Origin of the sequence: Streptomyces sp. NPDC056580 (genome assembly GCF_042793175.1) — a bacterium.
GTDB lineage: Bacteria > Actinomycetota > Actinomycetes > Streptomycetales > Streptomycetaceae > Streptomyces.
This window is the reverse complement of the sequence record NZ_JBHTVE010000007.1, coordinates 22,883-38,132: the sequence shown is the minus strand read 5'-3', so window position 1 is coordinate 38,132 and position 15,250 is coordinate 22,883. Positions and strand designations below refer to the sequence as shown.

Below are 15,250 nucleotides of genomic sequence, written 5' to 3'. Positions count from 1 at the left end.
GGCGCAACCGGTGACGTCCAGCCTCGGCGAATCGGCCGGCCGTCATACCAGGGCCGGACGGCGCCGGCGGCCCAGCCGGCGCCGTCTTCGTCTCCGGGGCGAGTCGGGATGAGGCATCACCTGGACGGGGGCGCCGAGGGGGCAGGTGGTTCCGACGCCCGTCTGCACCCATGCGTCGGGGAGGGCCGCGGCGAAGGTGTGCTGGGCGCGCCAGCCGGTGCAGTGGCCGGGGACGACCAGCTCGGGTGCGACCGGATCGTGCGGGGAGCGGAGAGGGGGATCAGACGGCCAGGCGGCGGATCGCGACTGCGGCCGCGTCGTCGCCGAGGCGGCCGTGGACGTGGGCCAGCAGGTCGTCGTGGAGAGCGCGCAGGAGTTCGTCGGGGTCGTCCTTGGTCCACTCGGGCGCCCGTTCGGGGAACGGGTAGAAGCGGCCCTCGGGGTCGCGCGCCTCGATGACGCCGTCGGTGTAGAGGAGCAGCAGGTCGCCGGCCTCGAACGGGAACGTCTGCACGTCGTAGGCGGCGATGCCGAAGGAGCCGCCGAGTCCGATCGGAAGGTGGCTCGCGTCGGGCGTGAGTGGGGTGACGTGGGTTCCGCTCAGGAGGAGCGGCGGTGGGTGGCCGCAGTTGATGAGGTGGACGACCGGCTCGTGATCGGGGACGTCGAGCAGGATCGCGGTGGCGAAGTCCTCGTCGGTGTCCCGCTCCGTCGGTGATCGCCACTGGCTGGTGTCCCAGCGGAACGCGGCGTCCAGGTGGACGGCGAGGCGGGGCAGCGTGGCCTGCCGGTGGGCGGCTGCCCGGAAGGCGCCGAGCAGCAGGGCGGCGTTGCTGATCGCGGCCAGGCCGTTGCCGCGTACATCACCGATGAGGAGCCGGGTGCTGTGGTGGGCGGTCCGTGCGGCCGCGTACAGGTCTCCGCCCAGGTCGGCTTCCTCCTCCGCGGGGATGTACAGGCCGGCGATCCGCAGCGAGCCGGTGCGGGCGGGCAGTGGCCGCAGCAGCACGCTCTGCGCGGCCTCGGCGACGGACCGGACCTGGTGCAACTGGCGTTCGCGTCGATCGCGTACCACGCAGATGGTGACACAGACGACGGAGACGACGATCAGAGCGATGATCTGCGCCTGGATGTTGGCGGTGGCCAGGCTCTCTCTCAGCGTGCCGATCAGCACCTGGCCCGCCACCGCGACCACTCCCATCAGCGCGGTCACGCGGGCGCCGGCGAACGCCACCGTGATCGCCGGTGCCGCAACCAGCAGGGGGCCGAGGTGAATGTGCGGCGGAGTCAGCAGGTCCACCGCACAGACCGTGCCGATCAGCCCGAGAGGGATCACCATCAGCGCGGGTGCGTGACCCGGCTGCCAGGAACGCCGGAAGTCTCTCCATGGTCGCAAGGCCATGTCCCAAGCCTTCCACTCGCCGGGGCGGTCAGCTGGTCGGCACCTGCGGTGTCGACGACCAGGGCAAGCTGGTCGAGGGCGCGGCGGGCCGGGCACGATCGGCATGCCGGCCGGCTTCGGGGGCGTGCGGCGGGCCGGCTCCGGGGGCGTGCGGCGGCGATGCGAGCCTGGCGTTCCGGTGGTCAGCGGGTTGCATTCAGGCGGAGTACACGCTGTTTCAACCTCGTGTCACCAGAGTTCCGCCTCGTGCCTACTTCAGAATCACGCGTCGGCGTCACCTCGTTATGCGCCGCGGCCTTGACGTTCTCAGGACTGGTCGCCACCGGGCTGCTTGCCGCCCAGTCGGCGGCTGCCGCCGACCCGGTCGGCTATCAGAACGTTCGCATCAACGAGGTCACCTCCTCGAACAATGACACCGTGGAGCTGTACAACACCGGCTCCACCGCGGTGAGCCTCAGCGGCTGGAAGATGTCCGACGACGGCTTCTCGCCGCAGTCGTTCACCCCGTCCGCCACCACGATCCCAGCCGGCGGGTTCGTCACCTTCGACTCGCCCAAGGGGCTCGGTGACTCGGACAAGCTGGTGACTCCGAGGGAGTGACGGTCGGCGGCAACGGCCACATCTACGTGACGTCCGAGCGTGACAACGCCGACAACACGGTTCCCAAGGACACGATCATGGAGTTCGACCCGGCCGCGACCGGCTCGACACTGACACCGGTCCACCAGTGGGACATGACGTCGCAGTTCCCCCAGCTCGACACCGGCAGCAAGGACGACGCCAACCTCGGGTTCGAGGGCGTCGGCTACGTGCCCGACAGCTGGCTGACCGCGAACCGCTGGGTCGACCCGCGCACCGGGGCCGCCTACGACCCGGCGAACTACCCGCTGCACGGATCGGGACTGTACTTCGCCGGCCTGGAGTGGGACGGCACGCTGCACGTCTACGGCCTGAACTCCGACGGCACGTTCACCACGTTCGGCACCGTCTCGACCGGCAAGACGTCCGTCATGGACGTGACGTTCGACGCCGGCACCCAGCGCATCGTCGCGACCTGCGACAACACCTGCGGCGAGACGCATACCTTCCTGAAGGTCAGCGCCGCCGGCACGATCGTGCCGGACGTGACCTACACGAACCCGGCCGTCATGCCGGTCGACAACCTGGAGGGCTTCGCGATCGCGCCCACGTCGACCTGCGTCAACGGGGCGCGCGAAGCGGTCTGGAGCGACGACGGCGTCTACGGCTTCGGCTCCGGAAGCTCCTCCTACGGACACGCCCTCTACAGCGGCACCTTCCCCTGCTGACCCCCTGATCGCGGGAGACCGCGGCCGTCGCCGTCCACCGCACACGGCCGGCGTGGCCGGGCGCCTCCGTCAGGTCCCGCTACTCCAGGCCACCGCCGGTCCGTGTCGTGGTCATCGCCCGCTGCCGCTCGCCAGTACCCGAACCCGTCGGCGCGCCGGCGTCGACGCGCAGGCGCAGAGCTTGGCCAAGGAGTCGCGGTCGACCTTGCCGATTGCGGAGACCGGCATCACGTCGATGGACGGTATGACGGGGCAGGAAAACCCTCACGGTGCATGCAAGGCCTCCAGGGGAATCGGGGCTTTCCTCTCATAATGGACCGACGGGTGTCCGTAGTACGGACGGACACGGCGTCCTCGCCACGGCGTTCGAACAGGTCGTTGGCGCCGGTCGTACCGGCCGCCCGGCGCAACGGCTGCGGCCGGCCCGAGTGAGTGCCTCCACGCCGGCCGGAGTACCCCGGGACCGGCACGGGCTGGTACCCCGCGGGCCGTGGGGAGGGACGGGCAGTCACGGAGGCCGTGCCGTGGGCTGTGCGCGGTGACCCGTTTGCAGGGGGCCTGGTCGCTTGAGTGAAGATGCTCGCATGAGCCGAGAGACAGATGAAGTGCGCGAAGCCATCGCAGGCGAGCTGCGCCTCATGGATCCCAGTGTGCGCAGTTCACGATCCCTCGCCCGACAACTGCTGGACCCGGACTTCGTCGAAGTCGGCGCTTCGGGGCGGCGGTGGACGTATGACGAGATGCTGGCCGCGCTGCCCGAGTTGGACGGTGCGCCGGAAAGCGGTCCACGCTATGAGCCCTCTGACTTCACCGGTGCCGTGCTGGCACCCGGACTGGTCCACCTCACCTACGAGACCACCCGGGAGGGAAACCGGGCCCGGCGGAGCTCGCTCTGGCGCAAGCAGGGTGCGGGGGCGAGATGGCAGATGTACTACCACCAGGCGACACCCGTCCCGCCCGACAGCGTCTGACTGCCGGCTATTACCGTGCCCGGCGGGCCCACCGGCGCTGAACCGCTGTGGCGACCGCCGGACAAGGAGTCGGGTAGAGCAGGGCCGGCCCGTCGATAATCGCCTCGACATCGGTCGTGGTGATCAGGGACGCTTCACGCGATGACCAGAATCGATGACACGCCGCGCGCGTGGGACGAGCGCACCCAGCTCACCACGTTCCTCGACTACGTACGTGACACCGCCCGCGCCAAGTGCGATGGCGTCTCCGCGGAGAACGCCCGCAAGGCGCTTCTGCCGGGCTCACCGCTGATGACCATGAGCGGAGTGGTCAACCACCTCCGCTGGGTCGAGTACCACTGGTTCCAAGTGGTCTTCCTCGGGGAGGAGGACCGGGGCCCCTGGACCGAGGAGGACCCGGACCGCGAGATGCGTATCGCCGTCGACTTCCCGCTCACGCAGTTGCTCCACGAATACGCTGAACAGAGCGCCCGCTACCGAGAACTGGTCGCCGGGACCAGCCTGGACGAGCAGGCCCAGAGAGCCGTCCGCGACGGCCTCCACGTCGACCTGCGCTGGATCCTCCTCCACCTCATCGAGGAGACGGCCCGCCACAACGGCCACCTGGACATCCTGCGCGAGATGCTCGACGGCACGACCGGCGACTAGGACCGGCGGAGATCATGGGCGGAGCCAGAGCCAGAGCCAGAGCCAGAGCCAGAGCCGGATCGAGGCGACGGCGACCGTGCCGTGGAAGGGGTAAGCGTCGAGCGACGCCTGGAGGCGGCGGTCACCCTGCGTCGCACTCAGGGCCGAGGCTCCAGCACCTCCAAAGCGCCGGTCCCGGTGTCGTAGCTGCGCAGAGTGGTGAGACGGACCGACAGCGGTGGAGCTGGGAGCAGTTCGGGGATTCGCCGGCCGGTGAAGGCGCCGGCGCGCCGGGTGCGGCCGAGGGTGACGTGCGGGCTCCAGCGCCCGGGCTCGTGGAAGGGGTTGAGGGTCTCGGGAGGGCTGTCCGAGGCCACGGCCTCCCACACCCGGCGATGCAAGTCGACCAGCGCGACGTCCAGTTCCAGCGCCCAGGCCAGAACCGAGGTCGGCCGCTCGAAGCGGACCACGCCGGTGAACCGCACCGGCAGCGGCAGAGCGGCGGCCACCCCGCCGAGCTCCCAGCGGATCGGGGCGGTCAGCTCCGGGCAGGCGGCCAGGGTGAGGTGCGGGCTGTTGGTCGGTGAGCGATGGCGCGCCTGGCTGGGCAGGCCGGCGTCCGCGAGCCGCCGCCAGGCCTTCCGGACCGCCAGCTCTGCCGCTTCGTCCAATAGGAGCTCGACCGTGCGCACCGCCGCAGCCTACCGGCAGCCGCCTGGCGTTTCCGTGTGCCCGGGGGATCACGCTGCTGCAGCGCGGTGTGCTGTCCATCTACAGCCACGTCGCCCGCTGCTGCTCCAACGCGGAGGGCAGATATCGCGATGCCCTTGGACCTCCCTGCAGAAGCTTCAGAGGTTGCGGCTCAGCACGCGGTCGACGGCGATCTCGATGACGACCAGGTCCAGCGGGCCGGGCGGGAGAGTGCCGTAGGGGGCGCTGTAGCGGCGGACGGCCTCGGCCAGGCGTCCGGGTTCGTCGGTGACTGCGGCCCGGCCTTCGAGGGTGACCCGGCGCGAGCCGTCCGCCTGGCAGAGCGGGACACGGGCCGCCGGTCCGCCCGCGGCCACGTTCCGGGCCTTGCGGGCCCCCGCCCGAGTGGTCACCCGGGCCAGAGCCGAGGCCGGGTCGAAGGTGAAGCGGACCGGGGTGACGTGCGGGGTGCGGTCGGGGCGCAGGGTGGTGACGGTGGCCGTGCACGCGTATGTGAGGAAGACCCGCACCCGGGACGGGAGTTCGACTGCCGCCCGGCTCACTTCTTCTTCACGCCCTCGTTCCAGATCAGCTTGGCGACGTTCGGTTTCACAGCCGTGGTGATGACACCCATGGCCGTGCGGACGTACCGTCGCTCCTCCAGCTCGCGCAGCATGCTCGCGGCCAGGTCGGGGCGGGCGGTGAACACGCCGTCGGCGCTGGTCTCGGCGGTGCGGTAGGCCGTTACGGTGGGATGGTCGAAGAGGCCGGAGGGTCGGACGAGGGTCCAGTCGAGGTCCGTTCGGCGGATCAGGGTCTCCATGCGGCGCATGTCCTCATGAAGGGTGCGGCCGAGGCGTCGGTTCACCAAGGGGTCGAGCACGAGGTTGAAGAAGTGCGCTCCGGTGGGGCGCCAGTGCGGGTCGGCGATGCTTGAGCTGACGGTGAGCAGCCGTTTGACGCCATGGCGTGCCATGGCCCCCGTGATGGCCGTGGCACTCGCCGAGTAAGTGGTGATCGTGTCCTTGCTGAAGCGCGCACCCAGCGCGGACAGGACGGCGTCGGTTCCGCCGATCGCGGCGGTGACGGCCGCATGGTCGGTGGCGTCGGCGACGGCCACAGTGAGGCCGGGCCGCTCGGTGAGGGAGCCGGGGCGGCGGGTTACGGCGACGACCTCGTGGCCGGCGGCGAGGGCCTGGTCGGTGAGGTGGCGGCCAGTCGGTCCGTTGGCGCCGAAGACTGCGATGCGCATGGTGTCGGGTCATTCCTTCGTGGGGTTCGCGGGACGCCCTTGACGGTGCCGACCACAAGAAGCAGGCTCAACGCCGATGAATAACCAAGCTCCAGCCGCCGCCCGGACCCGAGGCCGCCCCCGCGGCAACCCGCCGACCCGCGAGTCGATCGTCTCGGCGGCCCGCGCGCTGTTCCTGGAGCGCGGCTACCAGGGCACCACGGTGCGCGCGGTCGCCGGGGCTGCCGGGGTCGACTCGGCGCTGATCGCCTACCACTTCGGCTCGAAGAAGGGCCTGTTCGCAGAGGTCATGCAGTTCCAATGCGCCAGCGCACTGGCAGTGGACGCCGTCCTCGGCGGCGACCCGGCCACCCTCCCCGGCCGCCTGATCGACGCGCTGACGAACCTCTGGGAGGACGCCGACTTCCGACGGCTCACCGGTCATGGCGACGCGGCCGCAGAGGTGATCCGCGAGTACCTGGAGCACGAGCTGTTGGCCCCGCTCGCTGAATTTCTCGGCGGCTTCGACGCGACCGCCCGGGCCACGGCCGTGGTGACCGTCCTCGGCGGCCTCATCTACACCCGCTATGTCAACCCCCTCCCCACTTCCGCCGGCCTCACCCCGTCCGAGACCCGGCGCATCCTCACCCCGGCGCTGCGCGCGGCACTGGCCCCGAGACCGCGCACCGGGGCAACCACCGGCCCAGGCCGTCGGCACTGACCGGCCTACGGTGACACGCCGTCTGCCCTCGCCGTCCATCGGCGGGCGTTTGCCGGGCGGCACCGGCGTGAAGGTGCGTACACGGGGGACCGACCCCCCGGCGGGGGCCGGCGCGTCCTCGCGATGTCCGCGGGTCGCGCCGCGGTGGTGGGTCCGTGCGTCCGGTGCCACCGCAGGCGCGGTCGTCGGAGTCGTTGTCCGCGCGGTTCCCGGATGGGGCGGGCAGGCTCAGAAGCCGGTCAAGGTTATCTTCCCGATCGTCCTGCCCGACTCCAGCATGCGGTGGGCCTCGCGCAGGTGCTCCGCGTTGATCGTGCCGAGGTCGGTGGTGGCCGTGGTGGTGATGATCCCGGCGTCCGCCAGGCGGGCGATCTGGTTCAGGATGTGCCGCTGCACCGCCAGGTCGGGCGTCTGGTGGAGCGAGCGGGTGAACATGAACTCCCAGTGGAAGGAGATGCTCTTGGACTTCAGCAGGCCGATCTCGATCGGACCGAAGTCGTCGATGGCCACGACCCGTCCGAGCGGCTTGAGGATGTCCGCGTACGCGGCCAGGTTCTTGTCCGTGCCGGCGGTGCTGAAGACGTAGTCGACTCCGCCCGGGGTCACCTCGGCCACCTGCGGGGCCAGTGGCTCGCGGTGATCGACGATGTGGGCGGCCCCCATACGGCGGGCGAACTCGGTGGTCTCCGGGCGTGAGGCCGTGCCGATCACGGTCAGGCTGGTCAGCGCGTGTGTCAGCTGGGCCACCATCGCGCCGACGCCGCCCGCAGCCGCGGTGACGAGCAAGGTGCCGGTCTTCTCAAGGGCTCCCTCGCGCAGACCGAGGTGCTCGAAGAGGCCCTCCCACGCGGTGAGCGACGTCAGCGGCAACGCTGCCGCCTCGGTGAAGGAGAGGCTGGCGGGCTTGTGGCCGACGATGCGCTCGTCCACGGCGTGGAAGAGGGAGTTGGAGCCGGGCCGGTCGATGGCCCCGGCGTAGAAGACGTCGTCGCCGACCTCGAACTCCTCCACCTCGTCGCCGACCGCGACGACCGTGCCCGCCGTGTCCCACCCGAGGACCCTCGGCTCGCCGCCCGGGTCGTTGTTCTGCCGCACTTTGTAGTCGACCGGGTTGACCGCGATGGCCTCGACCCGCACCAGCAGGTCACGGGGGCGGGGCTGCGGTACCGGCAGCGTGACGTCTTCGAGGCTTTCGGCGTCGTCCACGGGCAGGCTCTTGCGGTAGGCGACAGCGGGCATGGTGGCAGGTATTTCGCTCATTTCCTGGCTCCTGGTAGTGCTGTTGGTGACTGCGCTCGTAACGTAACTCCAGGGACGCAGTAACCTTCAAGGGCAGCTACTTCCCAAAAGGAAGCATGGCCGTAGTCGAACACGAGAGAGGGCGTGACCATGGTGACGGCATGTGCATCCGAACGGCACGACCACCACGACGTCTACGCGGCCCAGTGTCCGTGTCGCGAGGTTCTGGACCTGCTGGCCAACAAGTGGTCGGCGCTCGCCATCGGAGCGATGGAGGAGGGGCCGCAACGATTCGGGGCGCTGCAGCGGCGCTTGGAGGGCGTCAGTCCGAAGGTGCTCACCTCGACGCTACGCCGTTTGGAGGAGAAGGGCTTCGTGGACCGGACGATCTACCCCGCCGTGCCGCTGCACGTGGAGTACGCGCTGACGGACCTCGGGCGCAGCGTGGCACAGCCGCTGGCGCAACTTCGGCTGTGGGTGGAGACCCACGTCGACGAGATCACTCCGGGCTGACGCCGATATCGCTCAGGGCTGACGCCGATCAGATCGCTGACCGTAACGGCCTACCCCTCGCCGACCGGCGACCGGCACACCCTCACGAGCGCAGAGCTGCGCCGACCGTGCGGGCGACCACCTCACCGCGCTCCGGGACGAGAGCACCGGTGACGACACCACCTGCCTCCGGCTTCCATGAGCCGGCGCCCACTGCGTGCTGGGGGCGCCTGGTTTGCAGGTTCAGCGGGAGGGCAGGTGAGGTCTGTGCTTCGGACCGGAGGCGCGCGCCCAGCGGGAAGACCCGGGCTGCCGACTCCGTCCAGCGGCCGCGGTGCTCCCTCGCGTGGCGAACCCTGACAGCACCGTTGGGGTCGGCTCCGGAACACGCCGTCTTCGGGGCCGCCGCCCCTCAGACCGTTTCTGGAGCGATCCCGCATGCCGACCGACACACCGACGAGCCTTCCCGGCACGTCCACGACGACCCCCGGCTCGACGCCCGTGCGACGAGCGCGTGTCGACGCCCCCGGCACCGCCGGGCAGTGCAGCCGCAGTCGCTCCCGCGTCCGCGGTGCGGCTCTCACCCGGCGGCCCGGCAGCCGCCGCGCGGTGTGACGCCGACCGCCCGCGCCACACGGAGCCCGCACCCATGCCACATCAGCACGCGGCGACCACACTGACAGCCGCAGCAGTCATCGCCGCGATCCTCTTCGCCCGAGCTGCGGTCCTGTACCGCACCGGCCGCAGCCGCGGCGCGCCCTTCTTCCGCCCTCCGCGGCGTGTCATGACATCCGAGTCCGGGACGCGCCGACTGGTCGTCGTGCCGTCGGAGGAGGTCGCTTCTTACGCCGTACGAGAGGCCGAGCAGCACGTCCACCGTTGCTGGCAGCAGCTACGGCCCCAGACCGACCCGTCCGAGTGACCGGCTGTCCACCGCCGACCCTTCGCCCGCCGAGACCCGTGCGCGGGCCGGCCAGGAGCCTGCCTCTCTCCGCGGCCGGCGGGCGAGGGGTCAGTCGGCAAGCGCCTGGTCGAGGGTGTCCCGGCAGTCGATGACGGTGTCTACGCCGACGAGTTGCAGGGTGCGCAGCACCATACCTGTCGGGCTTGCCAGGCGGAGCCAGCCGCCGGCCTCCGTGAGGGCGCGGTGCGCGGCGATGAGGATGTTGATGCCACTGGAGTCCATGAAGGCCACCTGCCTCAGGTCCACCACGACCCGGGGGCGGGGCGTGCGGGGGAGGTCAAGGGCCCTGCTGAGCGCGACACCGGTGTGATGGTCGATGTCTCCGGCCACGGCCAGCACGTGGATCCCGTCGGTGGCGGTGGCCACGATGGACAACTGCTCCGGCTGCTCGGCCTTCTTGATGTCCGCCACTTCTTCCTCAGCCATGTCGGTGATCCTGGCACATCCAGGCCTTCATCCGGAATCGCTGCCCCGTATGCATCGGGTGATGCCCGGGTGAGACGGAGATAACGCAGGAGGTGTCGTGTGTCACTCGGTGTTCGAGCTGTGACGGCTGTCCGTGCGCGTCTCCATGGAGGTGTTGATCTTGCAATCATCCCCGTCACCCTGTGACACTCCTGTCGGGTCGCACGCTGATCTGAGTGACCCCGGGCGGGGTCGTGGCGCCCAGCCTCCGGGGGAGGGCAAACGGGCGCCCAAGGGGCAGGCCTGGTTTCCCCCCGTAACCGGGCCTGCCCTGTCCGCCCCGTAGCGGAGGCGTGCGAAGGCTTGGGGCGGGGGCCGCGGAAGTACGAGCGTCGTTGTTGATCGGGGTGGGTGTGCAAGGGCTGCTGGCGGGCCGCTATCAGTTGCAGGAACGGCTGGGGCGTGGGGCGATGGGGGAGGTGTGGCGGGCCGCCGACCAGCTCCTGGGACGCCTCGTGGCGGTCAAGCTGCTGCACAAGGAGATGGCCGCGGACGCCGAGCGTTTTCGTCTCGAGGCGCGGACCGCGGGCCGGCTCAACCACCCCAACGTCGTCGGCATGTACGACTTCGGCTCCGAGCACGACCAGTTCTACCTGGTCATGGAACTCGTCGACGGCTGGACCCTCGCCCAGGAACGGTCCCTGCGCGGGGTACTCGACCCGCAGGACGCGGCAGCCGTCGTCGCCCAGGCGGCAGCCGGTCTGGCCGCGGCGCACCAGCGCGGAGTGATCCACCGGGACATCAAGCCCGCCAACGTGATGCTGAGCGCGGACCGCACAGCGAAGATCGCCGACTTCGGGATCGCCCGCTTCGCCGACGAGGCGGCCAGCACGCTGACCGCCACCGGGAGGATACTCGGCACCGCCGACTACCTCGCTCCCGAACGCGCCCTCGGGCGCGCCGCCCAGCCCGCGTCCGACGTCTACTCCCTCGGCTGTGTGCTGTACGAACTCCTGACGGGCAGGCCTCCGTTCCGCGGCGCGACCTCGCTGGCCGTGGTGCAGCAGCACGTCGACGCCATCCCGGCACCGCCCAGCCGGCTGCGCCCGGGGATACCGCAGCAGCTCTCCGACTACGTGCTGCTCCTGCTCGCCAAGGACCCGGCCCACCGGCCCACCGCCGAGCAGGCGGCCTACTGGCTCGCCGGCTCTCACCGGACGCCGACCCCGCCCGCCCCGCGCGGTGCGACGAGCACGCCCGCGGCGCCCGTGACCTCCGCTTCCGGACCAGCGCGCCGGCCATCCCGGGGCACGACGCACTCCCGCCCGCGGGGCCGCCGCGGACTGGCCACCCGGGCCACCGTCTGCGGCATCGGCCTGGCGCTCTTCGCTGCCGCGGCGGCGCTGGGAGCGTCGATGCGATCCGGCGACGACGCCCCCGCGGCGCCGTCCTCGCCCGCCCCGGCGACGGTCACCCCGGCCGCGGTCACCTCCGTACCCGTGACGCCGACACCGTCCCCGGCCGCAGCCACTGCCACTTCGGCCGTCACCGTGCCACCCGGGCGGGAGCGCGATGACGGCCGGAACCACGGAGGCAAGGACGGACAGCGACGGGGGAAAGGCAAGGGACAGCGCTCCGACGACTGAGCCGTGCCCGAACGCGGCACAACAGGCTCCGCGCCACCCCTGCCAGTCCTCCGCCCGCCGCCGCAGCGGCAGGGGAGTGGTCACGGTGTCCTGGTCACAGTCCGCAGGAACCGCGGTCGAGGTGGAAGTAGCGGGCGTTGGCCCAGCGGCACAGCCTGATGCCGACGGTGACGCCGAAGATGGTGACCAAGGCGGGAAGGTATCCGCCGGCGACCTGGATGATCGGAATCGCCGGGCACCCGCCGGAGATCGCCCAGCCCGTGCCGAACAGCACGGCGCCCGGGATCACCCCGGCGTGGATGCGCCCTGGGGTGCGGCGGATCCGCAGCAGAGCGAACGCGCACACGATGATCCCGACGGCGCCGGCGAAGGAGAAGAGCATGCGCGTGTCCTGGAAGGTGAACATGCGGTTCAGTTCGCTGTAGTCGCCGAAGCCGATGTTGGAGACCGTGAAGCCGAGAGCCAGTCCGGTGATGATGTTGGCCAGCAGGATCGCGCCCCGAGTACGCATCAGATCACCTTCCACAGCAGGAACGACACCGCGACGGCGGTACCGAAGAACACGGCGGTCGCGACGAGGCTGACCGGGCGCAGGCGGCCGCAGCCGTTGAGTCCGTGACCGGAGCTGCATCCGCCGGCCAGCCGAGTGCCGAAGCCGACGAGCACGCCACCGACGAACAGCAGGACGAGCATGGTGATCGGATCGGCGGTGACCACACTGCGAAAACCCGGGCCCATGTCGAAGCGGAGGTGGAACCGGCCGGAGGTGAGCGCGGCGATCAGTCCGCCGACGAAGATCGACACCAGCAGGGCGGCCTGGGTGACCAACGGGGCTGGGCCCGGCGCGGCGGCCGGGATGTCCTCATTCGCCGTCGGCTCGGCGTCCGCTGCGAGTGGCTGTGACGACCCGTACGCACCCGGCGGCACCGCGGGCGCGCCCGGGCTGGTGCCGAAGTGCTCCGCCGTGGCGGCGGCGAGGGCTTCCGCCAGAGCACGGTCGTCGGTGAACTCCTCGTCCATCTTCTCCAGGTGCCGCTCCCTGCGCCAGTGCAGCACACGGTCCCACGCGGACGACACCCCGAAGGACCGGTCCGTGGTGAGGGCGTAGTTGATGGTGATCAAGGCGAGCCCGGCAGCGCCGGCCCACCAGGGCCAGTAGCCGCTCATGCGGGGCCTCCCATCCATTCGGTGAAGCGGGCCCACAAGCCGCGCTTCGGGCCGGTTCCTTGCCGCGCACTCCGGGACGGGCGGTCCTCAGGCTGGGGCAGCTGCGGAGACGGTGACGGCCGGTGTAGCGAGACGGGGATCGGTGCGGACGCCGGCCCGAACCAATTCCCGGTCTCCGAAGCTGCGGCCGCGGGTCCAGATGCCTGTGGTGGCAGCGCCGGTTCGGGCTGCGACCAGGGAGTGCTCTCCGGTGACCACGGACGCTGCTGGGGCGGCGGGGCCTGCGGTTGCCCCTGCCGGGGGTCGACCGCGCCGGACCGGCCCGTGTCGGTGGCCGCGTCCTCGAGGTGCCGCGCGACGGCTCCGTTGGGCAGCAGGCTGATCGGCACGCGCTCCCCGGTGAGTGACATCTCGTAGCGCGCGCAACCGCGCCAGTGATCCTCGCTGTCGCAGTAGTAGTCACGCCACCCTTGCAAGCTCGATCTGAGCAAGGGGAAAAGGGGACACCCTGCGGCGTGCGAGCAACTCACGTTGCTCCCTTCTTACTGGCACACACCACCCGTTCGACTGAGCGGTTTGCCCGTTCTCGGTTCCATGCCCTCGCCGCGCCAGGCCGACGATCCCAAAATGGCGCGGTGACGGCCTGTCAATGCGGAACGTCTGCTCCATTTTCTCGGCCGGGCGTGATCGAACCACTGCGCCGGTGCCCCGGGCAACTTCAGGGGGACCTGCCGACGTGACCGGTCGACCTCGCTGGGTGAGATGTGCCACGCGGTACTCAGGCCTTCCTGTCCCCAATAGTTGGATAAGGGCGACCAATGGTGAGGTCGGATTGGAGGCTGGAATGGCCGTCACGGCCGGTCCCGTTGCCGCAGGGGCCGGTGATTTGTGGAGACCGTGCCCATTCGCAGGCTCGTTGTGGTGGAAATGTAAATTTCAGTTGTGACGAAACTGTTGATATTACTGAGCCGTACATCAGGGTCTGCTTCAACGGAGGAAACCATGTGCCGACGTGCTGTCTGCAGGGCATGCCGGAAGGCGACCTATGAGGGCTGCGGAAGACACGTGGAACAAGTACTCGCCGGTGTGCCGGCGCATCAGCGATGCACGTGCGAGTCGACGCCGCGCACGAGTGCCGGCACGGAGGAGCCGACACCCCGAGCAAGGCGGGCACCGGCCCGGCCGGACGCCGAGGGCGGCTGGTGGACCCGGCTCGTCGCTTGGATCAGGAGTCCGGCCTGACCTCGGCGGGAGATCCCCTGGGTCTGGGCGCATGACCGTGGACGTGCGATGCTGCCGGTGACATGATCATGTTGTGGTCGGCCGTGGCCCAGGTAGGCGGGGGAGAAACCGTGAAGCTGTACCTCGCAGTGCCTCTTGTCCTGCTCGTCCTGCTCATAGCCGCCTCCGGCCTTGCGGCGGTCACCAGCGGCTGGGTGCTCCCCATGAACCGGCGCCATGTCCGGGCCCCGCGGCTCTACGGCTGGGGGCAGCTGGTGGTGGCCTTCGCACTGTGCTGGCAGCTGGTCTTCGGTCTGATGATCAGCGATTCCGACGCTCGGCCGCTGGGAACGCTGATCGGCGCCGCGGTACTCCTGGCCGGCGTCGTCGTCATGCTGGTGGGTCAGCTCACCGGTGGCAGGGCCAAGGGCAGCGGCGGCACACCGTGACCCGCTCCAGCCGGCATGTTCGGCGACGTCCGCGTCGAGAGGGTTCCGCGTCCTGCGTCCGCGGCAGCGAGCTGTCTCCGACGGTGATCACCGCGAGCCGTCGAGTGCGGTGACGAGTTGGTCCGCGGTGACGATGGCCTGGGCGTAGGTGGGACCGTTGAGTCGGTGAGCGGCGTGCATCATCTCGGGACTGAGGGCCGCGGTGGCGTCGGTCACGAGCGTGACGTGGTAACCGAGTTCCATGGCGAAACGGCCGGTTGCCTCGACGCAGGTGTTGGCCAGGACGCCGACGAGAACGACGTGGCTGATGCCGTGCTGCTTGAGCTGCATGTCCAGGTCCGTGTTGGCGAACCCGCTCGACCCCCAGTGCTCCTGCACGACGATCTCGCCCGGCCGCGGCTGGAAGTCAGGGTGGAACTCACCGCCCCAGGAGCCCCGGGCGAAGTGGTGGACCTCCTGGATCTTCCGCTGCGAGGGTGTCGGATGGTCCCACGTCTCGTAGTCGCCCGGCTCCCAGCGGCGGTGCGGTACGAACACCACGCGCACGTCGCTCTCCCGGGCGGCGTCGATCACGGACCGCAGGTGGCTCAGAAGACCGACATCATGGGCCACGGGCTCCAGACGGGGCCAGACCTTGCCGCCCTCCGAGAGGAAGTCGTTGTAGGGGTCGACCAGCAGGACGGTCGTGTGGCGAGGATCGTACGTCGTGGCCATGGCT

18 protein-coding genes are annotated in these 15,250 nt (G+C 70.4%); 9 read left to right on the top strand and 9 right to left on the bottom strand.

Annotated elements, in window-relative coordinates; translation table 11 throughout:
• Window positions 1–280: 280 nt before the first annotated feature.
• Window positions 281–1,402: a PP2C family protein-serine/threonine phosphatase gene (locus tag ACFQ9Z_RS16590; protein ID WP_383017326.1), complete on the bottom strand. Its 1,122-nt coding sequence runs from the start codon at window positions 1,400–1,402 to the stop codon at window positions 281–283.
• Between the two features lie 297 nt (window positions 1,403–1,699).
• Here ACFQ9Z_RS16590 and ACFQ9Z_RS16585 point away from each other — a divergent pair, with 297 nt between their 5' ends.
• From ACFQ9Z_RS16585 to ACFQ9Z_RS16570, 4 genes are all read left to right on the top strand, one after another.
• Complete coding sequence (locus tag ACFQ9Z_RS16585) at window positions 1,700–2,002, top strand: lamin tail domain-containing protein (RefSeq protein WP_383017323.1); 303 nt, start codon at window positions 1,700–1,702, stop codon at window positions 2,000–2,002.
• Entirely contained in the window at window positions 1,999–2,709 is a 711-nt protein-coding gene (locus ACFQ9Z_RS16580; protein ID WP_383017320.1) for a hypothetical protein, read from the top strand. The genes ACFQ9Z_RS16585 and ACFQ9Z_RS16580 overlap by 4 nt, the downstream gene beginning before the upstream one ends.
• A 584-nt stretch (window positions 2,710–3,293) precedes the next feature.
• Window positions 3,294–3,680 carry a DUF4440 domain-containing protein gene (locus tag ACFQ9Z_RS16575; protein ID WP_383017317.1) on the top strand — a complete coding sequence of 129 codons (387 nt, stop codon included), beginning with the start codon at window positions 3,294–3,296 and terminating at the stop codon, window positions 3,678–3,680.
• 141 nt (window positions 3,681–3,821) lie between these two features.
• The gene (locus ACFQ9Z_RS16570) at window positions 3,822–4,328 is read left to right on the top strand and encodes a DinB family protein (RefSeq protein WP_383017314.1); all 507 of its coding nucleotides are present in this window, start codon (window positions 3,822–3,824) and stop codon (window positions 4,326–4,328) included.
• Between the two features lie 137 nt (window positions 4,329–4,465).
• Here the strand turns inward: ACFQ9Z_RS16570 and ACFQ9Z_RS16565 are convergent, their stop codons facing one another.
• The 3 genes from ACFQ9Z_RS16565 to ACFQ9Z_RS16555 all read right to left on the bottom strand — a co-directional run bounded on the left by ACFQ9Z_RS16565 (window position 4,466) and on the right by ACFQ9Z_RS16555 (window position 6,249).
• Window positions 4,466–4,999: a 2'-5' RNA ligase family protein gene (locus ACFQ9Z_RS16565; protein ID WP_383017311.1), complete on the bottom strand. Its 534-nt coding sequence runs from the start codon at window positions 4,997–4,999 to the stop codon at window positions 4,466–4,468.
• Between the two features lie 156 nt (window positions 5,000–5,155).
• The gene (locus tag ACFQ9Z_RS16560; RefSeq protein WP_383017308.1) at window positions 5,156–5,560 is read right to left on the bottom strand and encodes a pyridoxamine 5'-phosphate oxidase family protein; all 405 of its coding nucleotides are present in this window, start codon (window positions 5,558–5,560) and stop codon (window positions 5,156–5,158) included.
• On the bottom strand, window positions 5,557–6,249 hold the full coding sequence (locus tag ACFQ9Z_RS16555) for an NAD(P)-dependent oxidoreductase (RefSeq protein WP_383017305.1): 693 nt from the start codon (window positions 6,247–6,249) through the stop codon (window positions 5,557–5,559). Before ACFQ9Z_RS16555 ends, ACFQ9Z_RS16560 begins: the two co-directional genes overlap by 4 nt.
• 76 nt (window positions 6,250–6,325) lie before the next feature.
• On the opposite strand from ACFQ9Z_RS16555, the gene ACFQ9Z_RS16550 reads away from it, so the two are divergent.
• Window positions 6,326–6,949 carry a TetR/AcrR family transcriptional regulator gene (locus ACFQ9Z_RS16550; RefSeq protein WP_383017302.1) on the top strand — a complete coding sequence of 208 codons (624 nt, stop codon included), beginning with the start codon at window positions 6,326–6,328 and terminating at the stop codon, window positions 6,947–6,949.
• 228 nt (window positions 6,950–7,177) lie between these two features.
• Here the strand turns inward: ACFQ9Z_RS16550 and ACFQ9Z_RS16545 are convergent, their stop codons facing one another.
• Window positions 7,178–8,209 (bottom strand): zinc-binding alcohol dehydrogenase family protein, encoded by a 1,032-nt coding sequence (locus ACFQ9Z_RS16545; protein ID WP_383017299.1) that lies wholly within the window; start codon window positions 8,207–8,209, stop codon window positions 7,178–7,180.
• Between the two features lie 129 nt (window positions 8,210–8,338).
• On the opposite strand from ACFQ9Z_RS16545, the gene ACFQ9Z_RS16540 reads away from it, so the two are divergent.
• Window positions 8,339–8,701 (top strand): winged helix-turn-helix transcriptional regulator, encoded by a 363-nt coding sequence (locus tag ACFQ9Z_RS16540; protein WP_383018426.1) that lies wholly within the window; start codon window positions 8,339–8,341, stop codon window positions 8,699–8,701.
• A gap of 763 nt (window positions 8,702–9,464) precedes the next feature.
• Window positions 9,465–9,602: a hypothetical protein gene (locus ACFQ9Z_RS16535; RefSeq protein ID WP_383017296.1), complete on the top strand. Its 138-nt coding sequence runs from the start codon at window positions 9,465–9,467 to the stop codon at window positions 9,600–9,602.
• Window positions 9,603–9,692: 90 nt separating this feature from the next.
• On the opposite strand, the gene ACFQ9Z_RS16530 is transcribed toward ACFQ9Z_RS16535, so the two are convergent.
• Window positions 9,693–10,070: an STAS domain-containing protein gene (locus ACFQ9Z_RS16530; protein ID WP_383017293.1), complete on the bottom strand. Its 378-nt coding sequence runs from the start codon at window positions 10,068–10,070 to the stop codon at window positions 9,693–9,695.
• 386 nt (window positions 10,071–10,456) lie between these two features.
• Between ACFQ9Z_RS16530 and ACFQ9Z_RS16525 the strand changes: the two genes are divergently transcribed.
• Window positions 10,457–11,695, top strand: a complete 1,239-nt coding sequence (locus tag ACFQ9Z_RS16525; protein WP_383017289.1) for a protein kinase — start codon at window positions 10,457–10,459, stop codon at window positions 11,693–11,695.
• A 94-nt stretch (window positions 11,696–11,789) separates the two neighbouring features.
• Here the strand turns inward: ACFQ9Z_RS16525 and ACFQ9Z_RS16520 are convergent, their stop codons facing one another.
• Together ACFQ9Z_RS16520 and ACFQ9Z_RS16515 are read right to left on the bottom strand one after the other, a co-directional pair.
• Window positions 11,790–12,206, bottom strand: a complete 417-nt coding sequence (locus ACFQ9Z_RS16520) for a YeeE/YedE thiosulfate transporter family protein (RefSeq protein ID WP_383017285.1) — start codon at window positions 12,204–12,206, stop codon at window positions 11,790–11,792.
• Window positions 12,206–12,862, bottom strand: a complete 657-nt coding sequence (locus ACFQ9Z_RS16515) for a YeeE/YedE family protein (protein ID WP_383017282.1) — start codon at window positions 12,860–12,862, stop codon at window positions 12,206–12,208. Before ACFQ9Z_RS16515 ends, ACFQ9Z_RS16520 begins: the two co-directional genes overlap by 1 nt.
• A 1,352-nt stretch (window positions 12,863–14,214) precedes the next feature.
• On the opposite strand from ACFQ9Z_RS16515, the gene ACFQ9Z_RS16510 reads away from it, so the two are divergent.
• A complete protein-coding gene (locus ACFQ9Z_RS16510; protein WP_383017279.1) occupies window positions 14,215–14,532 on the top strand; it encodes a hypothetical protein in 318 nt (105 codons plus the stop codon).
• Between the two features lie 87 nt (window positions 14,533–14,619).
• Here ACFQ9Z_RS16510 and ACFQ9Z_RS16505 read toward each other — a convergent pair whose 3' ends face one another.
• Window positions 14,620–15,246 carry an isochorismatase family cysteine hydrolase gene (locus ACFQ9Z_RS16505; protein WP_383017276.1) on the bottom strand — a complete coding sequence of 209 codons (627 nt, stop codon included), beginning with the start codon at window positions 15,244–15,246 and terminating at the stop codon, window positions 14,620–14,622.
• Between the last annotated feature and the right edge of the window lie 4 nt (window positions 15,247–15,250).